Genomic DNA, 17,404 nt, shown 5'->3' with positions numbered 1-17,404 from the left:
GTCCAAAAGGAGAGAAACGACTGGGCGGGGGCATGCGTTTGGCATGAGAACCAGCCATGAAGATCATCCTCGCCAGCCTGCTTCTCGCCGCCTCGTCATGGGCCGCTTCACCAAACATCATCCTGCTTATGGGGGATGATCATGGGTGGGAGGAGACAGGGTATCACGGGCATCCGCATGTGAAGACACCAACGCTTGATGAAATGGCGGTGAGCGGGCTGAAGCTGGAGAGGTTTCATGCGGCGCATCCGAGCTGCTCGCCCACCCGCGCGAGCTTTCTCACGGGACGGCACCCGAACCGCATGGGCACCTTTGCCCCTGGCTGGTCCATGCGTCCCGAAGAGATCAGCACGGCGCACATCCTTTCGAAGGCAGGCTATCAATGCGGACACTTTGGCAAATGGCATGTCGGTGCGGTGAAGAAGGAGTCGCCCGTCTCGCCAGGAGCGATGGGCTTTCATACCTGGCTTTCACACGATAACTTCTTTGAGCTGAACCCATCGTTCTCGCGTGATGGCGGACCGCCCGAGGTCTTCAAGGGCGAAAGCTCAGAGATCCTGATCCGCGAGGCCATGGCCTTCATCGATAAAGCGAAGCAGGATAAGAAGCCCTTCTTCACGGTCGTGTGGTTTGGATCACCGCATGAGCCCTACAGCGGCCTGCCGGAGGATCTGGCACTCTATGATGATCTGCCCGCGAAGTATGCGACCAAGAAGGTGCGCCTGACTTCAAATGAAACAGGTGCCCAGGTGCAGCGCCCTCTGGGCGATGTGCTGCGCGAACGCTACGCGGAGATCACGGCCATGGACCGTGCCATCGGCACGCTGAGGAAGCATCTGGCCGAACAAGGATTGAAACAAGACACCCTGCTCTTCTATTGCGGTGACAATGGCACCTCACCCGATGCCTCACTGGCTTCGCCGCATCGTGGTGTGAAAGGCGTGGTCTATGAGGCGGGCACGCTGGTGCCGGGATTGATCGAGTGGCCTGCGCGCATCCCCAAGCCGCGCAGCACGGAGGTGCGTGCCTGCACCAGCGATCTGCTGCCGACGATCTGCGCATTGACCGGACAGGCCGTGCCTACACGCCCGCTGGATGGGATCGACCTCACGCCTCTGCTGGATGATAAGATGACCGAGCGCGGGAGTCCCCTGGCCTTCTGGTGCTTTGACATCGGCCATTTGAAAAAGGACGCAACTCCGGTGCCCTATATCGATCCTGAACTACAGTTAGGCACCACACCGCTCGCCAAGCTAGCGGCAGGCAAGGCAACGCGTGATTTTAGCAACTTCCGTCATCCTGTGGTGAGTGAGGCGGACTACCTCGGGCCGCGAGCGATCATCGATGGTCACTTCAAGCTGGTGATTCATGAACAGAAGAAGGGCGAACCGAAGCGGGAGCTTTTTGATCTGGATGTGGATCTCGCGGAGAAGACGAATCTCTTCAGTGAGAAGGCGAACGTTGCCGAGAAGCTTCAAGTGAAGCTGCGTGACTGGCAGAAGTCGGTGCTCACAAGTCTGACGGGTGCAGACTATGGGAAGCCGTGATGGTTGATGAGGTTGTCAACGGACGCTCCGAACGGCCTGCCGAACCATCGATGCGACCTTCCACCTCCGACAGACCTGGAGATTTCTCCTAGAAAATGATTCACTCCGGCGGGAGTTCTGGCATGATGGGAGCTGTCTAACAGCGATCCCGCCTGCACCGCTCCCGATGTCTCTGTCACCTCATTCGAATACGCCTCCGCCAGCGGCACCGCCGATGCGTGGGTTTGCCATCGCAGGATCCATCGTGGTCCTGGGAGTTCTGGTGGTGATGTTTGGGTCGGTTGAAACTGAGATCTCCCGCAAGGACAAGCAGGCCCAGGAGACTCGGCGAGTAGACGGCGTGGAGTTCCTCCAGGTCGACAAGGTCAAGCCCGCTCACATTCCAGACGTGCTGGGCGCCAAGCTGACCCTGGATGCCCCCCAGGCTTCCGAGATCACCGCTCCTGATCTCAAGGAACTCAGCCTGACCGACAGGTTGGATGACTTTTTCCTGAACAACGTCGCACTGGAGAATCTGCCGCTGGGGCAGGCGATGGCTCTGCTGAAACAGATGCTCCTGACGACAGACAAACAGAAGGCGCTAGCACTTCACAAATTCATCGTCAGCCTCCCGACCGCCGCGCTAGGCAGGCTGGTGACGCTGCACAGCACCAGTATTTCCTATCTGGAGGCTGTGAAAACACTCGCCTCGATGGCGGGTTGTGATGTGGATCTCGGAGAGCATCGCATCACTTTGAAAGTCCAGGCCGGTCCCTGGCCGCAAACCGCCGGGAAACGCGCTCTCACGGACATGCTGGACAGAAAGGATGACCAGGTGACCAAAGACTCCGCAGACCAGCTCGCCTGGTTGAAGCGCGATGCTCTGCGCATCGGTGTGCGGTTCAACGGAGATGGCAGCGCCAGCATGACCGCAAGCCAGTGGGAAACCCTGCGTCTCATGCAGGATTACCGTCGCAGGCAGGAGCTTTCCCTCATCCCGCCCGTCGCAGTCTATCTTCTGCCCGAAGGTTATCTCTCCCCCATTCTTCAAGTCACGCCGCAGCAGGTGCTGCAATTGATGATGACTCTGAACCAGCAAGGCTTTGCAGCTTACAGCGACGTGCCTTACGCACTGCTTGATCCAAACATCGCCCAGCAAATCGTGGTCATCGCGAGAGTGGGTGATCGCGTGGTGGTCTCACAGCATACCACCATTCCAGTCCCCAGGCAGGCAGAGTATGAGCAGTATGTCTCGATGCCCGAACCACCCACTGGCTCAGAGGAGGCAATCTATTCCTACCAAGGTTCATCCATGGCGATGCTCATCGTGGATCAGACACCAGGGAGTGATCGTAACGTCTCCAGAATTGGGGAAGGTGAGGATTCACGCCTCCTTCAGATAGAAGCAGCAGGCTCCGTGACGGCATCTGCGATCACTCCAGCCATGGCGCGGGCGCTAGCCCAGATGATTGCCGAGAATCCAAATAGTCTAGGCTATGGCATGGGAGCCATCCTGCAAACTCCGCAGAACGCGGCAGAATCAGCCCCCGAGAGCGCGGCGACGACTCCCGCAGGCCCTTGACTCATTGGGCAGAAAGCAGACGGGCAAGCAGGAAGCTTGCACCACCTTCACGGCAGCTTCGCAGGCACGTAGGCGGCGGCGAGATCCACCTTGAAACGCCAGCTCACGACTTCATCAGGTTGGTCGGCGGCGCGCTTGAAGTTCAGCGTCACGGCACAGTCCTCGCGGCGCAGCTTATAAGGGAGCTGGTAGCTTACCACCATGGTGGCGGGATCGTACTGCGCAGGCACGGTGCCGATGCCGGCCACGCGCATCTTCACGCTTTCAGGGATGATGGTCTTCAGATTCGCAAGCTTGGCCTGAATGACCGGCTGGCGGTCTTTGACGAGCTCTTCAGGAACGGGTGAGAGCTCCACAAGAGCGTTGCCTTTTTCGTCCTTGGCAGAGGCCGTGAGGAAGTGGTTGGAGGAGACATCTCCACGGCCGCGGAAGCTTGTGGCGAGCTTGAAGTTCGTGTCACTCTCCCCGTGAATGATGTAGCGGCCGAGTTTCCCCATCGGCGTGTCCCAGTTGACCTTCTGGTTGTTCACGGTCACGAGAGTTTCATAGCCTACCTGTAGCGCGAGCTCTGTGGTGCTTTCGTCAAAGATGCCGAAGGGGTAGGCGAAGGAGGTGCAGGCGATGCCGAGGTTCTTCTCCAGGAATTCCTTGGAGTCCTTCAACTCACCAAGCAGCCAGAGCTGCTGGTCCGCATCATTGCGACCCTTTTTGTTACGCAGACTCTCATGGGAAACACTGTGGCTGCCGACTTCACAGCCATGCTTCATCATCTCGCGGATCTGGTCCCAGCTCAGCGAGCGTCCGCCGATGTTCACATACTTCTTGTAGAGGTAGACCGTGAAGGGAAAGCCATGCTCCTTCAGCACGGGATAGGCATAGGTGTGCACGCCTTCCCAGCCGTCATCCATGGTGATGACGATGGCTTCCTCGGGGATGTTTTTGCGGCCCTTGCGCCACTCCAGGACATCACTCAGCGGGATGACCGGGATCCCTGACTCCTTGATGGCCTTCATCTGCTCCGCAAACTTGCTGCCGGAGATGATCATGGGACTGCCACCGCGCTCCTTGAAGTCGTGGTAGCCGAGGATGGCCACCGTGGAGGATTTGTTGAGCTCAAAGGCCACGGCCTTCGGAGCCACATCCTCATGCTTCACGGTCTCGAAAACGGCGCTGTTGAGCACTTTGGCCTCTAGGGCCTGCTGCTCCGGGGTGAGGACGGGCTCAGCCTTCTTTTTCTGGGCTTCCTCCTCGGCGGGTGTGGTGATCCCGGCCAGCCGCGCGAGACGGTCGAGCTTGGCCTCCAGGCGCTTGCAGGAGGGGGCCAGGCAGCTGAGGGCTGCGAGAAGGCAGATCGTGGAAAATCTCATGGATTGGGCTAGGCAGGCTCTAACCGATTTTCACCTCTGGCGCAACCGGTGGCCTACCTGCGCGTGCGGGGAGTTGACCCCAGATTAAGGAGGCCCTTGCAAAGGGGACGGACGTGCTCAATCTGGAGCGTGCTCAGAACCCTCCTCAAATCCAAGATCCACCGCGCCACCGTCACTGACTCCAACATTCACTACGAAGGGAGCATCACCATCCCCACGGACCTGATGGAGGCAGCGGACCTGTGGGAGGGAGAGCGAGTGCTGGTGACGTCCATCACGAATGGCCAGCGCCTGGAGACCTATGTGATCACCGCCCCTGCAGGGTCGGGACAGATCGTGATCAATGGTGCCGCGGCGCACCGCATCAGCACGGGTCATCTGGTGACCATCATGGCCTTTGGCGAGAGCGAGACTCCAATCACACCGAAGCGTCTGCTGCTGAATGCGCAGAATGAGGTGGTGAATACGAGCGTGCAGTAATTAGCGACTTTCCCACGGCCCTTGAAGCGCGGACTTTAGTCCGCTGCATCTCGAACGGAGAATCATGGGGGCATTGACTCGCCCGAGGTATTCGCGCCCACGTCTTCGGCTTGAAGGCATGGGAGAGGTAGAGGGAACGAGGAAAGCGAGATCGACCTGCAGCGGACTGAAGTCCGCGCTCCTTGTGTCTAGCGAACTTCGCTTTTAGGCTGGCTGCTTCCAACTCGCGAAGGCCAGGACCACCCAGCCAATCATGAGGATCACACCGCCGAGCGGGGTGACGGGGCCGAGGAACTTCCAACCCATGTAGGCGAGAAGGTAGATGGAACCGCTGAAGAGCAGTGTGCCGACGAAGGTGAGGATCCAGCCGATCTTGGCGCTTTTGCCAGCCTGTCCCAGGAAGAGGGCCAGCACGTAGAGGAACATCGAATGCGGCAGCTGGTAACGCACACCGGTCTCCCAGGATTCCAGCTTGCCCGCTGCAGCGAGCAAGTCATGCACCGGACCATGCGCGCCCAGGGCGCCGAGCACGACTGCGGTCAATCCGGAGAAGGCTGCCAGGGCAAGAAGAGAGCGGGAGGGCGCGAGTGCCATGAAACGAGGAAGAGAGCGAAGGGTTTAGAAGCCTAACAAATTAGATAACACGAGCCCAAAGCACCTTGAGATAGCGGCTTTCCGGGCAGTTGGACATCACAGGATGATCGAGGCCAGGGCCGGTGCGGTCGAGGATCTGCAGTTTGCGATTCTGACGATGGGCAGCGCCGATGACGAGCTGCTCAAAGTCGTCCACGCCCAGCAAGCCAGAGCATGAGCAAGAGACGAAGAGACCGCCGGGCTTCACCAGTTGAAGGGCGAGGCTATTGAGGTCACGATACTTGAAGATGCCTTCTTCCTGGTTGTCGCGATGATGAATGAGCTTCGGTGGATCGAGCACCAGGGTGTCCCAGGACTGGCCGTTGCGCTGCATCTGACGGCCCCAGGTGAAGGCATCTGCATGCACCCAATCGACGCGAACCTGGTTGAGATTCGCATTCTGTTTGGCTTGAGCGATGGCCTTTTCATCGAGGTCCACACCGGTCACGTCCTCGCACTTGGCGAGCACTTTGGCCGAAAGCGCGAAGCCACCGGTGTAGGTGCAGAGGTCCAGCACGCGGCCATGAGCGAGACGTCCGAGCTTCAAGCGGTTGTCACGCTGATCGCAGAAGAAACCGGTCTTGTGCCCTGCCTCAAAGTTCACCACGTAGCGCACATCATGCTCGCGGATCTTCACGCTGCGCGGACCGGGCTGCGTGGCCTCCGGCACATCACCGATGCGGATCTGCTCGATCAAGGCGATGTCAGGGTCCACGCGGATGACCTGCTGAGTAGTGCCTAGTTCCTCATGGAGGATGGGCAGCCAGCGCTGGATGCGCCGCCAGGCTCCGAGGGTGGTGATATCAATCGAAAGCGTGTCCGCATAGCGATCGACCACTAGGCCGCTGAGGTCATCTGCATCTGAATGCACCACGCGGTAGGCTTCCGTGTCAGCATCGAGCTTGATGATGTTTTTACGCAGGCGGATGGCCTGACGGAGGAGATCGTCGAGACTGTCCTCGGTAAAATCTTCGTCCCCATGATGCAGGACGCGGAGGGGCACTCGAGCCCGGGGATTGTAGTAACCTGCGCCAAAGCGGCGGCCTTCCTTGTCAAAGATGCTGACCAGATCACCTGCCCCGGCATCACTGGAAACCATGCCGACCATGTTGGGGTACACGGCGGGGTGGTAGGAGTGGTACTTCATCTGCGCCCAGGGGCGCGGCCAGTCCTCGCTGCCGGGGGGCGGTGGCTTCGGTGGCGGGGAGGAGCGGCGATAATCTGGGCGGGGCATGGGTCGAACCCATTCTGTGGTCCCTGCCGGGCCTCTGTGCAACGGGCAATGCATGCCTGCTGCCCACACTTTATTTCCGATACAAAACTGGCATGCAGCCCAGGTTTGTGCTAGGGCCTCAGATTCCCCGGATGCCGTGGTCGGCAGACAGGGGAATCCCCCCATTTTTTCTCATGTCCGACCTCGTTTCCCAGATCCCTAGCATCATTTCCAGCTGTGAACCCCGCCTGCGTGCCGAGGCAGAACGTCTTGTCGATGCCGACTCCGTGCGCGGCCTGGACGTGACCGCCGAAGAGGCGCTGGCGGAAGTGCGGCTGGATGAGCAGAGCGTGAACACGCGCTGGGTCTTTGAAGACGGTGCCTGGAGCGGCGAAACGGACGTGGAAGACCGCGTGCTGCATGATCTGGCGCTCTGCACAGTGCTCATCGCTATTCAGAGGAAGGCTCAGCGTGATCCGGCGGCCTTCAAACTGGCCGATCTCGAGGTGCCGTTTCAGGAGGTGGTGGAAAAGCGTCTCGCACGCCAGTTCACCCCCGAGGAAGAGGCTTACTTCAGCAAGGTGGACAAGCGCTTCCAGCGTGTGCAGCAGACCGGCACAATCTACGACCACGACATGGTGCGCCTGCACCCGAAGTGGAGCATCCAGAGCGTGGATCCCCTGCCCCTCTGGCTGGAAGCGCCGAAGACTCTGCGTGAGTTCTGGGACTATGTGGCGCTGGCCCTCACGGATCGCGGCCTGCCCATCCCGACCTTTCTGCGCAATGTGGCGAATCTTACCGCTGTGCGTGAGCGCCTGAGCGAATGGCGCCAGGAGCGCACGGTGCCGCTGTGGAAGGAGCGTATCCGCCGTCTGCTGAATGATGACAGCCTCGCCAGCCAGGGTGTGCGCCGACAGGGTGACCTGCGGCTTTTGATCACCCCGGCGGAAGCACGGCTGCAGGGTCGCTTTGACGATCAGGAGCGCTATCATCCGCTCACTGGCACTGAGCTGCGTGACCTGGAAGAAGCCCAGGCCGTAGGTGGCTTGATGGTGCCGCCTGAGGCCGAACTGCTTTTGCTTTCAGCGCTTGGTCAGAGTTCGGCAAACGCCTCGGATGTATGCCGCTTTGATCTCGACTCGCATGGGCAGTGGCTGGGCAGCCTCTTCCAGCAGCCTTCGCTGGAAGGAAGACTGGTGACTCTCGACGAGCACCCTTTCCGCCGCGGCTCCTCCCTGCTGAAATGGCAGGCCAAGGAAGATGGCGAAGGCCGTCACCTCAAGCTCAGCATCGTCACCGAGGCTGGTGAGAGCATTCCGGGACCTCTGCGTGTGCTGCACGGCTCTGAGACACTGTATCTGTCCGGAGACACGGTCTTCGTGGGACCACGCTGGATGTCTGATGAGACGAAGGTGGAAGGTGAAGTGAGCATCCCTCTCGCCGCGCTGAACACGCAGGAAGGCATTGAGTTCCTGGAGAAGATCGGCCTGCCTTTGCCACCAAGCATCGCCGGGCGTGTGAGGCATGAAAAGCTGGAGACCCGAGTGCGCGCCGCATGCCAGAAGAAGGCTCCCGGGTCTAACATTGAGTATGCCACGTTTCAGGCCGAGGCCGTGAGTCCGGATGGCAAGGTGCGCGAAAAGCTGGGGCCCGGAGGCTGGGCACCCGTGCTGGACCACAGCGCCAAGGATGACGACTCTATCGTCTGCCGCAATCGTGACGCCCTGCTGGCCACGGAGGCGGTGATTCGTAATCTTTACCCGTCCTGGGACATCGAGGCGCAGGGTTTCCGCGTGCGTCTCACCAAAGCTTTCCCGGATCAATTCAACGCCTGGGCACACAACCTGCCAGAGAGTGTGACGCTGAACACGGACGAGCGTTTGCAGACCATCCTGGCGGATCCTTTGATCGCTCGCGTGCGCCTCGAAGCCACGCAGACGTCCACGATCGACTGGTTTGACCTGCGCATGATCTTTGAGATCGATGGCGCGGATCTGAAGCCTGCGGAAATTCGCAAGCTGGTGGCAGCGAAGGGTGGCTTTGTGCAGCTCGCTGACGGCACCTGGCGTCGTGTGAAGCTCGAACTCACCGAGGAGCAGATCGCTCTTATGGACCAGCTCGGCATTGATCTCGATTCGCCGTCTGATGAACTGCATCAACTGCACTGGCGCCAGCTGGCTGGCGACAAGGCGAAGGAGGTCATCAACCCACGCGCGTGGCAGAGCATCACGCAGCGCATGGAGCTGGCGCGCCTTGAAGAGAAGCCTGATTCACCAGAAGGACTCGCCGTCACATTGCGCCCCTATCAGGTCGAAGGCTATCACTTCCTCGCCTATCTGAGCGTGAACAAGTTTGGTGGCATCCTCGCAGATGACATGGGTTTGGGCAAAACCATTCAGAGCATCTCCTGGGTTCTCTGGCTGCGCACGCGTTTTCGCAACGCCTGGCCGTGTCTGGTCATCTGTCCGAAGTCCGTGCTGGATGTGTGGGCGAATGAGTTTGTGAAAGCAGCTCCAGGTCTGAACGTGCAGATCCTGCGTGACAAGGATGAGCTGGATCTGGAGAAGCTGAAGTCCGAGACACAGGTGCTGGTGATGAACTACGCGCAGATGCGCGGATGCATCGAGTATCTCGAAACGGTGAAATGGCTGGCCGTCATCATGGATGAGGCGCAGCAAATCAAGAACCCGGATTCACAGGCCGCCCGCGCTGCCCGTCGACTGAAGGCGGAGAACCGTCTCGCGCTCACCGGCACACCGCTGGAGAACCGTCTGCTGGACCTCTGGAGTCTCATGACCTTTGCGATGCCCGGTGCGCTGGGTGATCGCGCTTACTTCACGCGTAACTTTGACCGTCGTAAAGATGCGAAGGCCAGCGAGCGTCTCAGCGCCCGTCTGCGTCCCTTCCTGCTCCGCCGAACCAAAGGTCAGGTGGCGCGCGATCTGCCGTCCCGCAGCGAGGAAGCTCTGCTCTGCGAGATGAGCACGGATCAGGCCCGTCTCTACAAAGAGGAACTGGCCCGCGCCCAGCACCTGCTGCTCACCAGCAGCAACTTCGAGGTGCTCACCCGCAAGCGTTTCGCGGTGCTTCAAGCGCTCACACGTCTGCGTCAGATCTGCTGCCATCCGCAGCTGGCGAATGCCGAGAACAGCAAGACCGAGAGCGCCAAGTTCACCGCCACGCTGGAACTCATCGAAGAGCTCCATGCCGAAGGTCACAAGGTCCTGCTCTTCAGCCAGTTCGTCTCCATGCTGGAGATCCTGCGCGACAAGCTGACGGAGATGAAGATTCCTTATTACTGGCTCACCGGCAGCACGCAGAACCGCAGCGAGGTCGTGGACAAGTTCCAGAACGACGAGGAGGCCTGTGTGTTCCTGCTCAGCCTCAAGGCTGGCGGCAGCGGTCTCAACCTTACCGCCGCGAGCTACGTCATCCTTTACGACCCCTGGTGGAACCCGGCTGTCGAAGCCCAGGCCATTGACCGTGCGCACCGTATCGGCCAGACACAACCCGTGATGGCCTATCGAATGATCACCAAAGACAGCATCGAGGAGAAGATCATGCTTCTGCAGCAGAAGAAGCAGCTCATGTCGAACAACATCCTCGGCGAAGGCGGCTTTGCCCGCACGCTGGAGAAGACCGACTTCGAGTTCCTCTTCGACCTCGAAGCCGAAGAAAAGCTACGTCAGGAAGATTAATGCTGACATCAAGGCGCACTCGAGAGAGTGCGCCTTTTTTGTGGGGATAGAGGACAGAACCGATCGAAGGAACGAGACTGACCATGGTGACCGTTGACGCGGCCAGGTGGAGTCGCATGGTGACGAGACAAAAACCTCATCCAACCTTATGAAGATCCCTGGCATTCAAGGCTGTTTTGAAAAGACCCGCGGCATGTTTTACTTTGCCCGCATGTGCTCCAAGATCCGCCTGCATTCGCAGGGGCTGATGCCGGACGACTATCATGACATGCTCGGCAAAGGCTTCGATGGACGGACCTGCCGCTATCTCGATGTCAGCTATGAGGATGTGAAGGCGCAGGTGATTTCCGGCAAGACGAATGAAGAAGTGCTGGACTGGTGTCACGCCAACGGCCGCACGCTGAATGCCGAACAAATTTTGATCTACAACAGTTTCATGAGCAAGCGTGGCTGGCACGACGATGAAACGGACGAGTTCATCCCCGAGATGATCAAGGAGTATGGCCTGCCAGATAATGGTACGGTGCTCACCGACTTCGACCTCATCGAGATGGATGAAGGGCGGTGGTATCCGGACATGTGGCGGGATGCGTGGAAGTGACAACTTGCCCTTCCTCCTGTGATACCTACGCGAGCAGGTTCTTCACCACGTGATGCTCCTCCACGCCGGTGAGGCGCTGGTCGAGGCCTTGGAACTTGAAGCTGAACCGGCTGTGGTCGATGCCCATGAGGTGCAGGATGGTGGCGTTCAGGTCGTTGATGTGGACGGGGTCCTTGGCGATGTTGTAGCTGAAGTCGTCGGTCTCGCCGTAAACGGTGCCGCCTTTGACGCCGCCGCCGGCCATCCACATGCAGAAGTTTCGCGGGTGATGGTCGCGGCCGTAGTTGTCCTTGGTCAAGGTGCCCTGGGAGTAGACGGTGCGGCCGAACTCGCCGCCCCAAACGACGAGGGTGTCCTGGAGGAGGCCGCGCTGCTTGAGGTCCATGATGAGGGCGGCGGTGGCCTGGTCAGTGTCCTCGATCTGGCCGCGGAGGAGTTTGGGGAGGTTGTTATGCTGGTCCCAGCCGCGGTGGAGGATCTGGACGACGCGGGTGCCGCGCTCGATAAGGCGTCGGGCGAGGAGGGCGCTGTGAGTGAAGCTGCCGGGGCGCTGGACGTCCGGGCCATACATGTCCAGCGTGGCCTGGGACTCCTTGCTGAGATCGGTGAGCTCAGGGACGCTGGTCTGCATGCGGAAGGCCATCTCGTAGTTCGAGATGCGGGTCTGGATCTCGGGATCGCCAATGCGGGCGTGGTTGATCTCGTTGAGCTTATTCAGTGCATTGAGCATGGTGCGGCGGTCGGTGGAATCCACACCGTGGGGATTTTTGACAAAGAGGACGGGGTCCCCCTGCCCTCTCAAGGCGACGCCGGTGTGCTTGCTGGGGAGGAAGCCGCTGCTCCACATGCGGGTGAAGAGGGCCTGGGCCTGGCTGGCGGCGGGAAAGGTGGGGGTGAAGACGACGAAGGAGGGGAGGTCATTGCTCTCGCTGCCGAGGCCGTAGGCGAGCCAGGAGCCGATGCTGGCCTTGCCGGGGACCTCGTTGCCCGTCATGACGAAGGTGCAGGCGGGGTCGTGATTGATGGCGGTGGTGTGGACACTGCGGACAAGGGCGATGTCATCGACCACCTTGGAGGTGTGCTTGAGCAGCTCGCTGGCCCACATGCCGCTCTGGCCATACTGCTGGAACTTGAACATGGACGGGGCGACGGGGAGGCGCGCCTGACCGCTGGTCATGGTGGTGATGCGCTGGCCATTGCGGACGCTTTCGGGAAGGTCTTTATCAAAGTAGGCCTGGAGGCCGGGCTTGTGATCCCAGAGGTCGAGCTGGGACGGGGCGCCATTCATGTGCAGGTAGATGAGGCGCTTTGCCCTTGGGGCGAAATGCGGGAGGCCGGGAAGCGGCGGATGCACCTGACCTGCGGCGCTTGATGATCCTGGTGAAGCGGCGGCACCCGCGAGGTCGCGACCCAACATCGAAGCCAGCGCGATGCTGCCCGCACGCAGGCCGGTATGGCCGAAGAACTGGCGGCGGGTCTGCTGGAGGTGGAAGTCGAGGAGGGGGGACATGCGGGGAAGAGTAACGTAGACTGGGTGCCGGACTTTGCGGGGTTCCACGATTGGGAGTTCGGAGTGCTGAGGGCGGAGTTCGGAGTGAGGCATTCGGCCTCGAGGAACGAACGATGCCTCTAGGCCTTCATCGCTTCACTCTACCCAATCAGATCCGAAACCACCCACAAGGCACCCTCTTCGTAACTCCGGACTCCGACCTCAGCACTCCGAACTTTTTCACCCGCCAAACCCCAACACCTTGAAAGCCGCCGAAAGGTCTTCCGGCACCGGCGCATCGATGACCGTCTTATACCCTGAGGCGGGGTGCTTGAATTCGAGGCGGTGGGCGTGGAGAGCGAGGCGGCGGAGGCCAAGGGACTGGCGGAGGCGCTTGTTTAGGGAGAAGTCGCCATAGACGTCATCACCCGCGAGGGGGTGCTGGCGGGAGGTGGCCTGGACGCGGATCTGGTGCGTCTTGCCGGTGATGAGGGCGATGTCGAGTAAGCTGAGGCGGTGCTCAGCACTGTGCGCTTTGACCTGGTAGCTGAGCTCGGCATTCGGCGGGCGGCCTTTGACGACCTGGGTGCGGACGCCGCCGCCTCCGCGACTGGTGGCAAGGTGGTCCAGCCAGGTGCCCTGAGGCGCTGGCGAGCCACGGACGAGGGCGAGGTAATGCTTTTGGATGGTCCCTTCCTCAAAGAGAGCGCGGCAGCGGTCGGCGGTCTTTTCATCCAGAGCGGCGAGCAGCGCACCGGAGGTGTCTTGGTCGAGACGATGGATGAGCCAGACCTTGCCAGCGGGGCCTTCGAAGCAGCGGCGGTCGAGATCGTAGCGGCCTTCGAAAGCAGCCGTGTGCTTGGGATCGATGCGCGCGGAATTTGGATGCGAGAGGACCCCGGCAGGCTTGTTGATCACGATGATGAAACGGTCCCGATGAAGGACCGGACACTGGGTGATCACGTCGGCCATTGCCTTGCTCAAAACGGAGCCTGCCAGCCGAAGTAGAGTGCGGAGGAGTAGGCCGCTTTGCACAGGTAGTGCATGGACTGGTCCTGATGGAAGGAGGTGCGGCCGCTGCACTTCGCGACATCGATGATCCAGTGGATGGTGAACTCCACCAAGCCGAGGAGGAAGGAACCGGTGATGACCCACACGGCACCGCCATGCATGAAGCAATGCGCGGCCATGCACCAGATCCAAATGGCAGGCGGACGTGCGGGGTCCGCGAGCTTTTTCAGCAGGCGCCAGTTTTTGCCCGTGGCGATGTATTCCCCCTGAAGAGGGAAATCCATCAACGCATGTCCGATGGACAAGGCGAAGAATGCCTGAAAGGCAGCCAGTAGGTGATGGGGTGGGAGATCCAGAAGTCCGGACATGCGAAGCCTCAAACTCCGCTCCCCTGCCCTAGCTCGCAACTTGAAATTCAGGCCTTGATCATCTCTCCAACGGATCAAGGGGGAGGCAGCGGCACGTCGTCATTTCCAGCCGGAACGACCGGGATGGAGATGTTTGGCGGTGGAGTGGGGGCCACGTGAATGCCCGGGATGCCCGAAGGAGCGGGAGGCGGCAGCAAGGGCGTAGCGGCCGGTGCATGCGCGGGCTGGGCAGCCTGGACCTGCTGAGGCGCGGACGCCGGAGCCTGCTCTGTCGGCGGTGGAGCGCCGGGATCACCGAAGGTCACCCAACCGGCGATATCGCCCTTCTGCAGCTGGACTCGAGTTTTGTCCATGGTGGCACCCGGGTGCACTTTGCGGATCTTGATCCCCTGCTCGTTCTCGCTGCCGATGCGGGCTTCCGTGTACTGGCTGGTGGTGCGGTCGATGAGCACGGCCACGACCTGACCGTCCACCTCATACATGCCGGAGAGGCCTAGATTGTCGCTAAAGATGGGACCCGTGGGCGCATCAGGTGATGGCAGGTCCTTCGTGGTGAAGACGGACCTTTCCCACAAGGCTGCATAGTGCTGCACGTCTGGGAAAGCCACGGGTGGCGGCTCAGCGGCAAAGGCGGTGGAGCCCAGCGCAAGCACCGCACTGCAGGCAAGAGCACAAACATACATTTGGATAGGCAAAACAGAGTGTGTCTTCATGGTGTGCTGGCCTTGGAGAGTTTGGCGGAGGCTTTCTCGCGATAGAACTGGGTCACCTCAGCCTCGACGTTGATGGTCTTGCCCTCGCCCCCTGGTGAGATCTGAAGGCGGGTGATGCCGAGGAAGGAGTCCGGTGTCTGCATGGAGTGCAGCCAGGTGAAGAAAGCCTGCTCCTTCACCTTGGTAAGCGTGACTTTGACGGTGGCCTGATCGAAGTAACCACCCTCTTCCTCCAGGGGCAGTCCATCGGGGCCCATGGTCTTCACGGGCTCGAGGAATTCTTTGCCTGCGAGAGCGAGGGAGAGCTTGTCCGCCTCACGCTGGATGACTTCGAGCAGCTTCACGGAGGCGTCCTGACGTGAGCTGAAGCCGGGCACCTGCTTGTCCAGCCAGTCGTGACGGCGTTGCCATTCAGAGCCTTGGGCGATGGCCTCGTTCATCTCGATGATGCGGCCGCTCAGGGTTTCGTTCTCCTCACGGATGGCGAGGTAGTGCTTCATGCCCATGGCCACGGCTCCACCGCCGATGATGACGAGGAACATCACACCAAAGATGGTTAGAAGGATCTTTTCACTCTTCTTCATGGCTCGATCTCTCCTTTCAGTTCAAAGGTGGCGCTGCTATCACTGGCGATCTGCGGCGCCGGGACGTCAAAGGTGTAGCGGCTGAGTGCCTCGACCTCGGTGATCTCTTTCGTGTATTGAAGCGCCAGCGAAGGCATGGCCGTGCGGCCACGGAGGACGAGTGTCTTCGGAGTCCACTCGAAGTTCGTCATGCCGACTTCGATGCTGGAGGCCGGGCTCATGCAATCTAGCAGCACCTGCATAGGGTTCATGCTGGGATCAACAGCGGGAGCGGCTTCGATCCAGGCCTTCTTTTGATCCAGCACCTGGGAGGCCTGCGGCGTGAGATCGGCGATCTTCTCCAGCAGCATGTCACGCTCACGTGTGGCGGTGCTGATGAGCACCATCATGACGGCCAAACAGGCCGCGAGAGCGAGGCCGACGGTCAAGGCCATGACACGTGTGCGAGCACTAGCCTGCTGGCGATGGCGGGCCGCCATGATGTCCGCAGGCAGCAGTGTGCTGGTGCCTTTCTCAGGCAGACGAGGCGCAGGAGCAGGCTCGCGAGAAGCAGACAGGCCCGTGACACGCTCGATCTGCGCAAGGTCACCCTCCTCTTCCAGCCAAAGCACAATGCCTTGCACGCTGCCGAGCACGCGCTGGAAGCCGAGTTGAACACAAAGATGGTTAAGCTCACCCAGCGCCAGCTCATCCAGCCGATGCGCGGACAGAGGGCTGCAGTAAATGATGTCTGTGCCATGCGTGATGGTGACGATGAGGCGGCTCATCTCACGCTGGATGATGATGCTGTCCGCTGGGAGCTCGCGGCACTGCGCGCTGAGCATCACCTCATCAGGAAGACGTGCTGTATCGCCCAGCGGAGCTGCTTGGTCCTTCAGCGCGAGGATGCAGGCGAGATGCGCGCCGTCCTTTTCCTGGATGCGGCGCACTTGCAGGCCGTGATCTGGATCCGTCACACGCACGCCCATGCGCTCGAGATGAAGCATGGCCATGTCGCGCAAATGCTCAGGCTGGCCATGCAGCCAGGCGGGCAGCACCCAGGCATGGGAGGCCGGCAGGGCCAGCACACGACGATGCGCCTCTTTGGCGAAGATTCCGGCGCTCTCGCCAAAGCTGGCCGCATGCTCGCAGGCAGAGCCTTCCGTGCCGGTCCAGCGGGACCAGCCGTCGGCTCCTGGCAGCAGGAGGTCATGGGTGGGTTTACGATTTCGTGCCATGGATGGGAAGTTCGCCGCGCCAGATGGCTTGTTGGTTCTGCACGATCAGCACGAGGCGGCGACGGATGTCACCAAAGTGGCCTGTGCTCTCCAGACGCTTGATCGGCCCGGCAAATTGGATGATGCGGGTCAGCATCTCCACAGTCTGCGGCTGATAGACGCCGAGGAGCTGTGCGACCTGCATGGGGGAAGTGAGGCGGTTGTCATCACGCGTGTGCAAGGCACCGTCCTTGCCTGCACGCAGGGTCAAAAGAGGTGTGACACGCTCGACCGGAACATTGGCAATGAGCGCGATCAATTCAGCACGCGCTTCATTCACATCCACGCGTCCATCACCCATGACGGTGAACCACTCGCGCCAGTCAGGACGCAGCTCATTGACCTGGTTCATGCCACGCACCATGAGCATCTCCTCCACCTCGCGGAAAGGTTTGTTATACGGCAGCCCTTCAAAGCCGGCCTTTTGATAGTCACGCTTCTCCGCGCCCTTCATGCTGAGCTTGTCATCCTCATCGATCCAGTCACGCAAGGCATCGATCAAGGCCGTGCTCTGCTCGGGCTTCAGGCCCCAGGCGCCGAACAAACGAGGCAGCAAAACCTTGTCGCCACTGCCCACGAGCACATTGATGTTGAGGCGGGCTTCCTCGGTGGTGAGCTTGACATCATAGCCACCGCCTTCAGGAGTCGTGTAGTGCAACAGGCCATCATCCATCTGGATGGCTGGATGCCTGGCCACCTCGAGTCCCATCTGCGCGAGACGTTTTGCAAAGGTGCGGCCGCGCAGCTCACGAGTCGCCTTCGTGTCCGCATGCAGAGCCTTCGCGCCCGCCAGCACCACCATGCCCATGACCGCGATCATCCAGAACACCGCGATGAGCGCAGAGCCCCGGCGATAGTGGTTGATAGTGGAGTGGAGACGCAT

15 protein-coding genes are annotated in these 17,404 nt (G+C 60.5%); 5 read left to right on the top strand and 10 right to left on the bottom strand.

Annotated features, from left to right (window positions below; genetic code table 11):
* The first annotated feature begins 56 nt into the window (after positions 1 to 56).
* A complete protein-coding gene (locus BGE01nite_RS02390) occupies positions 57 to 1,547 on the top strand; it encodes a sulfatase family protein (RefSeq protein WP_146848660.1) in 1,491 nt (496 codons plus the stop codon).
* Positions 1,548 to 1,713: 166 nt separating this feature from the next.
* Positions 1,714 to 3,108: a hypothetical protein gene (locus BGE01nite_RS02385; protein ID WP_146848659.1), complete on the top strand. Its 1,395-nt coding sequence runs from the start codon at positions 1,714 to 1,716 to the stop codon at positions 3,106 to 3,108.
* Between the two features lie 47 nt (positions 3,109 to 3,155).
* On the opposite strand, the gene BGE01nite_RS02380 is transcribed toward BGE01nite_RS02385, so the two are convergent.
* Positions 3,156 to 4,475 (bottom strand): polysaccharide deacetylase family protein, encoded by a 1,320-nt coding sequence (locus BGE01nite_RS02380; RefSeq protein ID WP_146848658.1) that lies wholly within the window; start codon positions 4,473 to 4,475, stop codon positions 3,156 to 3,158.
* A gap of 129 nt (positions 4,476 to 4,604) precedes the next feature.
* On the opposite strand from BGE01nite_RS02380, the gene panD reads away from it, so the two are divergent.
* The gene (gene panD, locus BGE01nite_RS02375; protein ID WP_146848657.1) at positions 4,605 to 4,955 is read left to right on the top strand and encodes an aspartate 1-decarboxylase; all 351 of its coding nucleotides are present in this window, start codon (positions 4,605 to 4,607) and stop codon (positions 4,953 to 4,955) included.
* 204 nt (positions 4,956 to 5,159) lie between these two features.
* On the opposite strand, the gene BGE01nite_RS02370 is transcribed toward panD, so the two are convergent.
* Entirely contained in the window at positions 5,160 to 5,549 is a 390-nt protein-coding gene (locus BGE01nite_RS02370; RefSeq protein ID WP_146848656.1) for a DUF423 domain-containing protein, read from the bottom strand.
* A gap of 40 nt (positions 5,550 to 5,589) precedes the next feature.
* The gene (locus BGE01nite_RS02365) at positions 5,590 to 6,822 is read right to left on the bottom strand and encodes a class I SAM-dependent rRNA methyltransferase (RefSeq protein ID WP_146848655.1); all 1,233 of its coding nucleotides are present in this window, start codon (positions 6,820 to 6,822) and stop codon (positions 5,590 to 5,592) included.
* Positions 6,823 to 6,995: 173 nt separating this feature from the next.
* On the opposite strand from BGE01nite_RS02365, the gene BGE01nite_RS02360 reads away from it, so the two are divergent.
* Together BGE01nite_RS02360 and BGE01nite_RS02355 are read left to right on the top strand one after the other, a co-directional pair.
* Positions 6,996 to 10,499 carry a DEAD/DEAH box helicase gene (locus tag BGE01nite_RS02360; RefSeq protein WP_170266534.1) on the top strand — a complete coding sequence of 1,168 codons (3,504 nt, stop codon included), beginning with the start codon at positions 6,996 to 6,998 and terminating at the stop codon, positions 10,497 to 10,499.
* Positions 10,500 to 10,647: 148 nt separating this feature from the next.
* On the top strand, positions 10,648 to 11,100 hold the full coding sequence (locus BGE01nite_RS02355) for a DUF5069 domain-containing protein (RefSeq protein ID WP_146848653.1): 453 nt from the start codon (positions 10,648 to 10,650) through the stop codon (positions 11,098 to 11,100).
* Between the two features lie 25 nt (positions 11,101 to 11,125).
* Here BGE01nite_RS02355 and BGE01nite_RS02350 read toward each other — a convergent pair whose 3' ends face one another.
* The 7 genes from BGE01nite_RS02350 to BGE01nite_RS02320 form a co-directional block, all read right to left on the bottom strand.
* Positions 11,126 to 12,610 carry a DUF1501 domain-containing protein gene (locus BGE01nite_RS02350; protein WP_146848652.1) on the bottom strand — a complete coding sequence of 495 codons (1,485 nt, stop codon included), beginning with the start codon at positions 12,608 to 12,610 and terminating at the stop codon, positions 11,126 to 11,128.
* A gap of 219 nt (positions 12,611 to 12,829) precedes the next feature.
* Positions 12,830 to 13,561, bottom strand: coding sequence for an RluA family pseudouridine synthase (locus BGE01nite_RS02345; RefSeq protein ID WP_146848651.1), 732 nt, complete (start codon positions 13,559 to 13,561; stop codon positions 12,830 to 12,832).
* An 8-nt stretch (positions 13,562 to 13,569) separates the two neighbouring features.
* Positions 13,570 to 13,968 (bottom strand): DUF3307 domain-containing protein, encoded by a 399-nt coding sequence (locus tag BGE01nite_RS02340; protein WP_146848650.1) that lies wholly within the window; start codon positions 13,966 to 13,968, stop codon positions 13,570 to 13,572.
* Positions 13,969 to 14,042: 74 nt separating this feature from the next.
* A complete protein-coding gene (locus BGE01nite_RS02335; RefSeq protein WP_146848649.1) occupies positions 14,043 to 14,681 on the bottom strand; it encodes a hypothetical protein in 639 nt (212 codons plus the stop codon).
* Positions 14,678 to 15,265: a hypothetical protein gene (locus BGE01nite_RS02330; protein WP_146848648.1), complete on the bottom strand. Its 588-nt coding sequence runs from the start codon at positions 15,263 to 15,265 to the stop codon at positions 14,678 to 14,680. The genes BGE01nite_RS02335 and BGE01nite_RS02330 overlap by 4 nt, the downstream gene beginning before the upstream one ends.
* Complete coding sequence (locus BGE01nite_RS02325) at positions 15,262 to 16,482, bottom strand: hypothetical protein (protein ID WP_146848647.1); 1,221 nt, start codon at positions 16,480 to 16,482, stop codon at positions 15,262 to 15,264. Before BGE01nite_RS02325 ends, BGE01nite_RS02330 begins: the two co-directional genes overlap by 4 nt.
* Positions 16,466 to 17,404 carry a type II secretion system minor pseudopilin gene (locus BGE01nite_RS02320; protein ID WP_146848646.1) on the bottom strand — a complete coding sequence of 313 codons (939 nt, stop codon included), beginning with the start codon at positions 17,402 to 17,404 and terminating at the stop codon, positions 16,466 to 16,468. Before BGE01nite_RS02320 ends, BGE01nite_RS02325 begins: the two co-directional genes overlap by 17 nt.

This window comes from Prosthecobacter gellanilyticus (assembly GCF_007992435.1).
Taxonomy (GTDB): Bacteria; Verrucomicrobiota; Verrucomicrobiia; order Verrucomicrobiales; family Verrucomicrobiaceae; genus Prosthecobacter; species Prosthecobacter gellanilyticus.
This window is presented reverse-complemented; position numbering and strand designations above follow the sequence as displayed.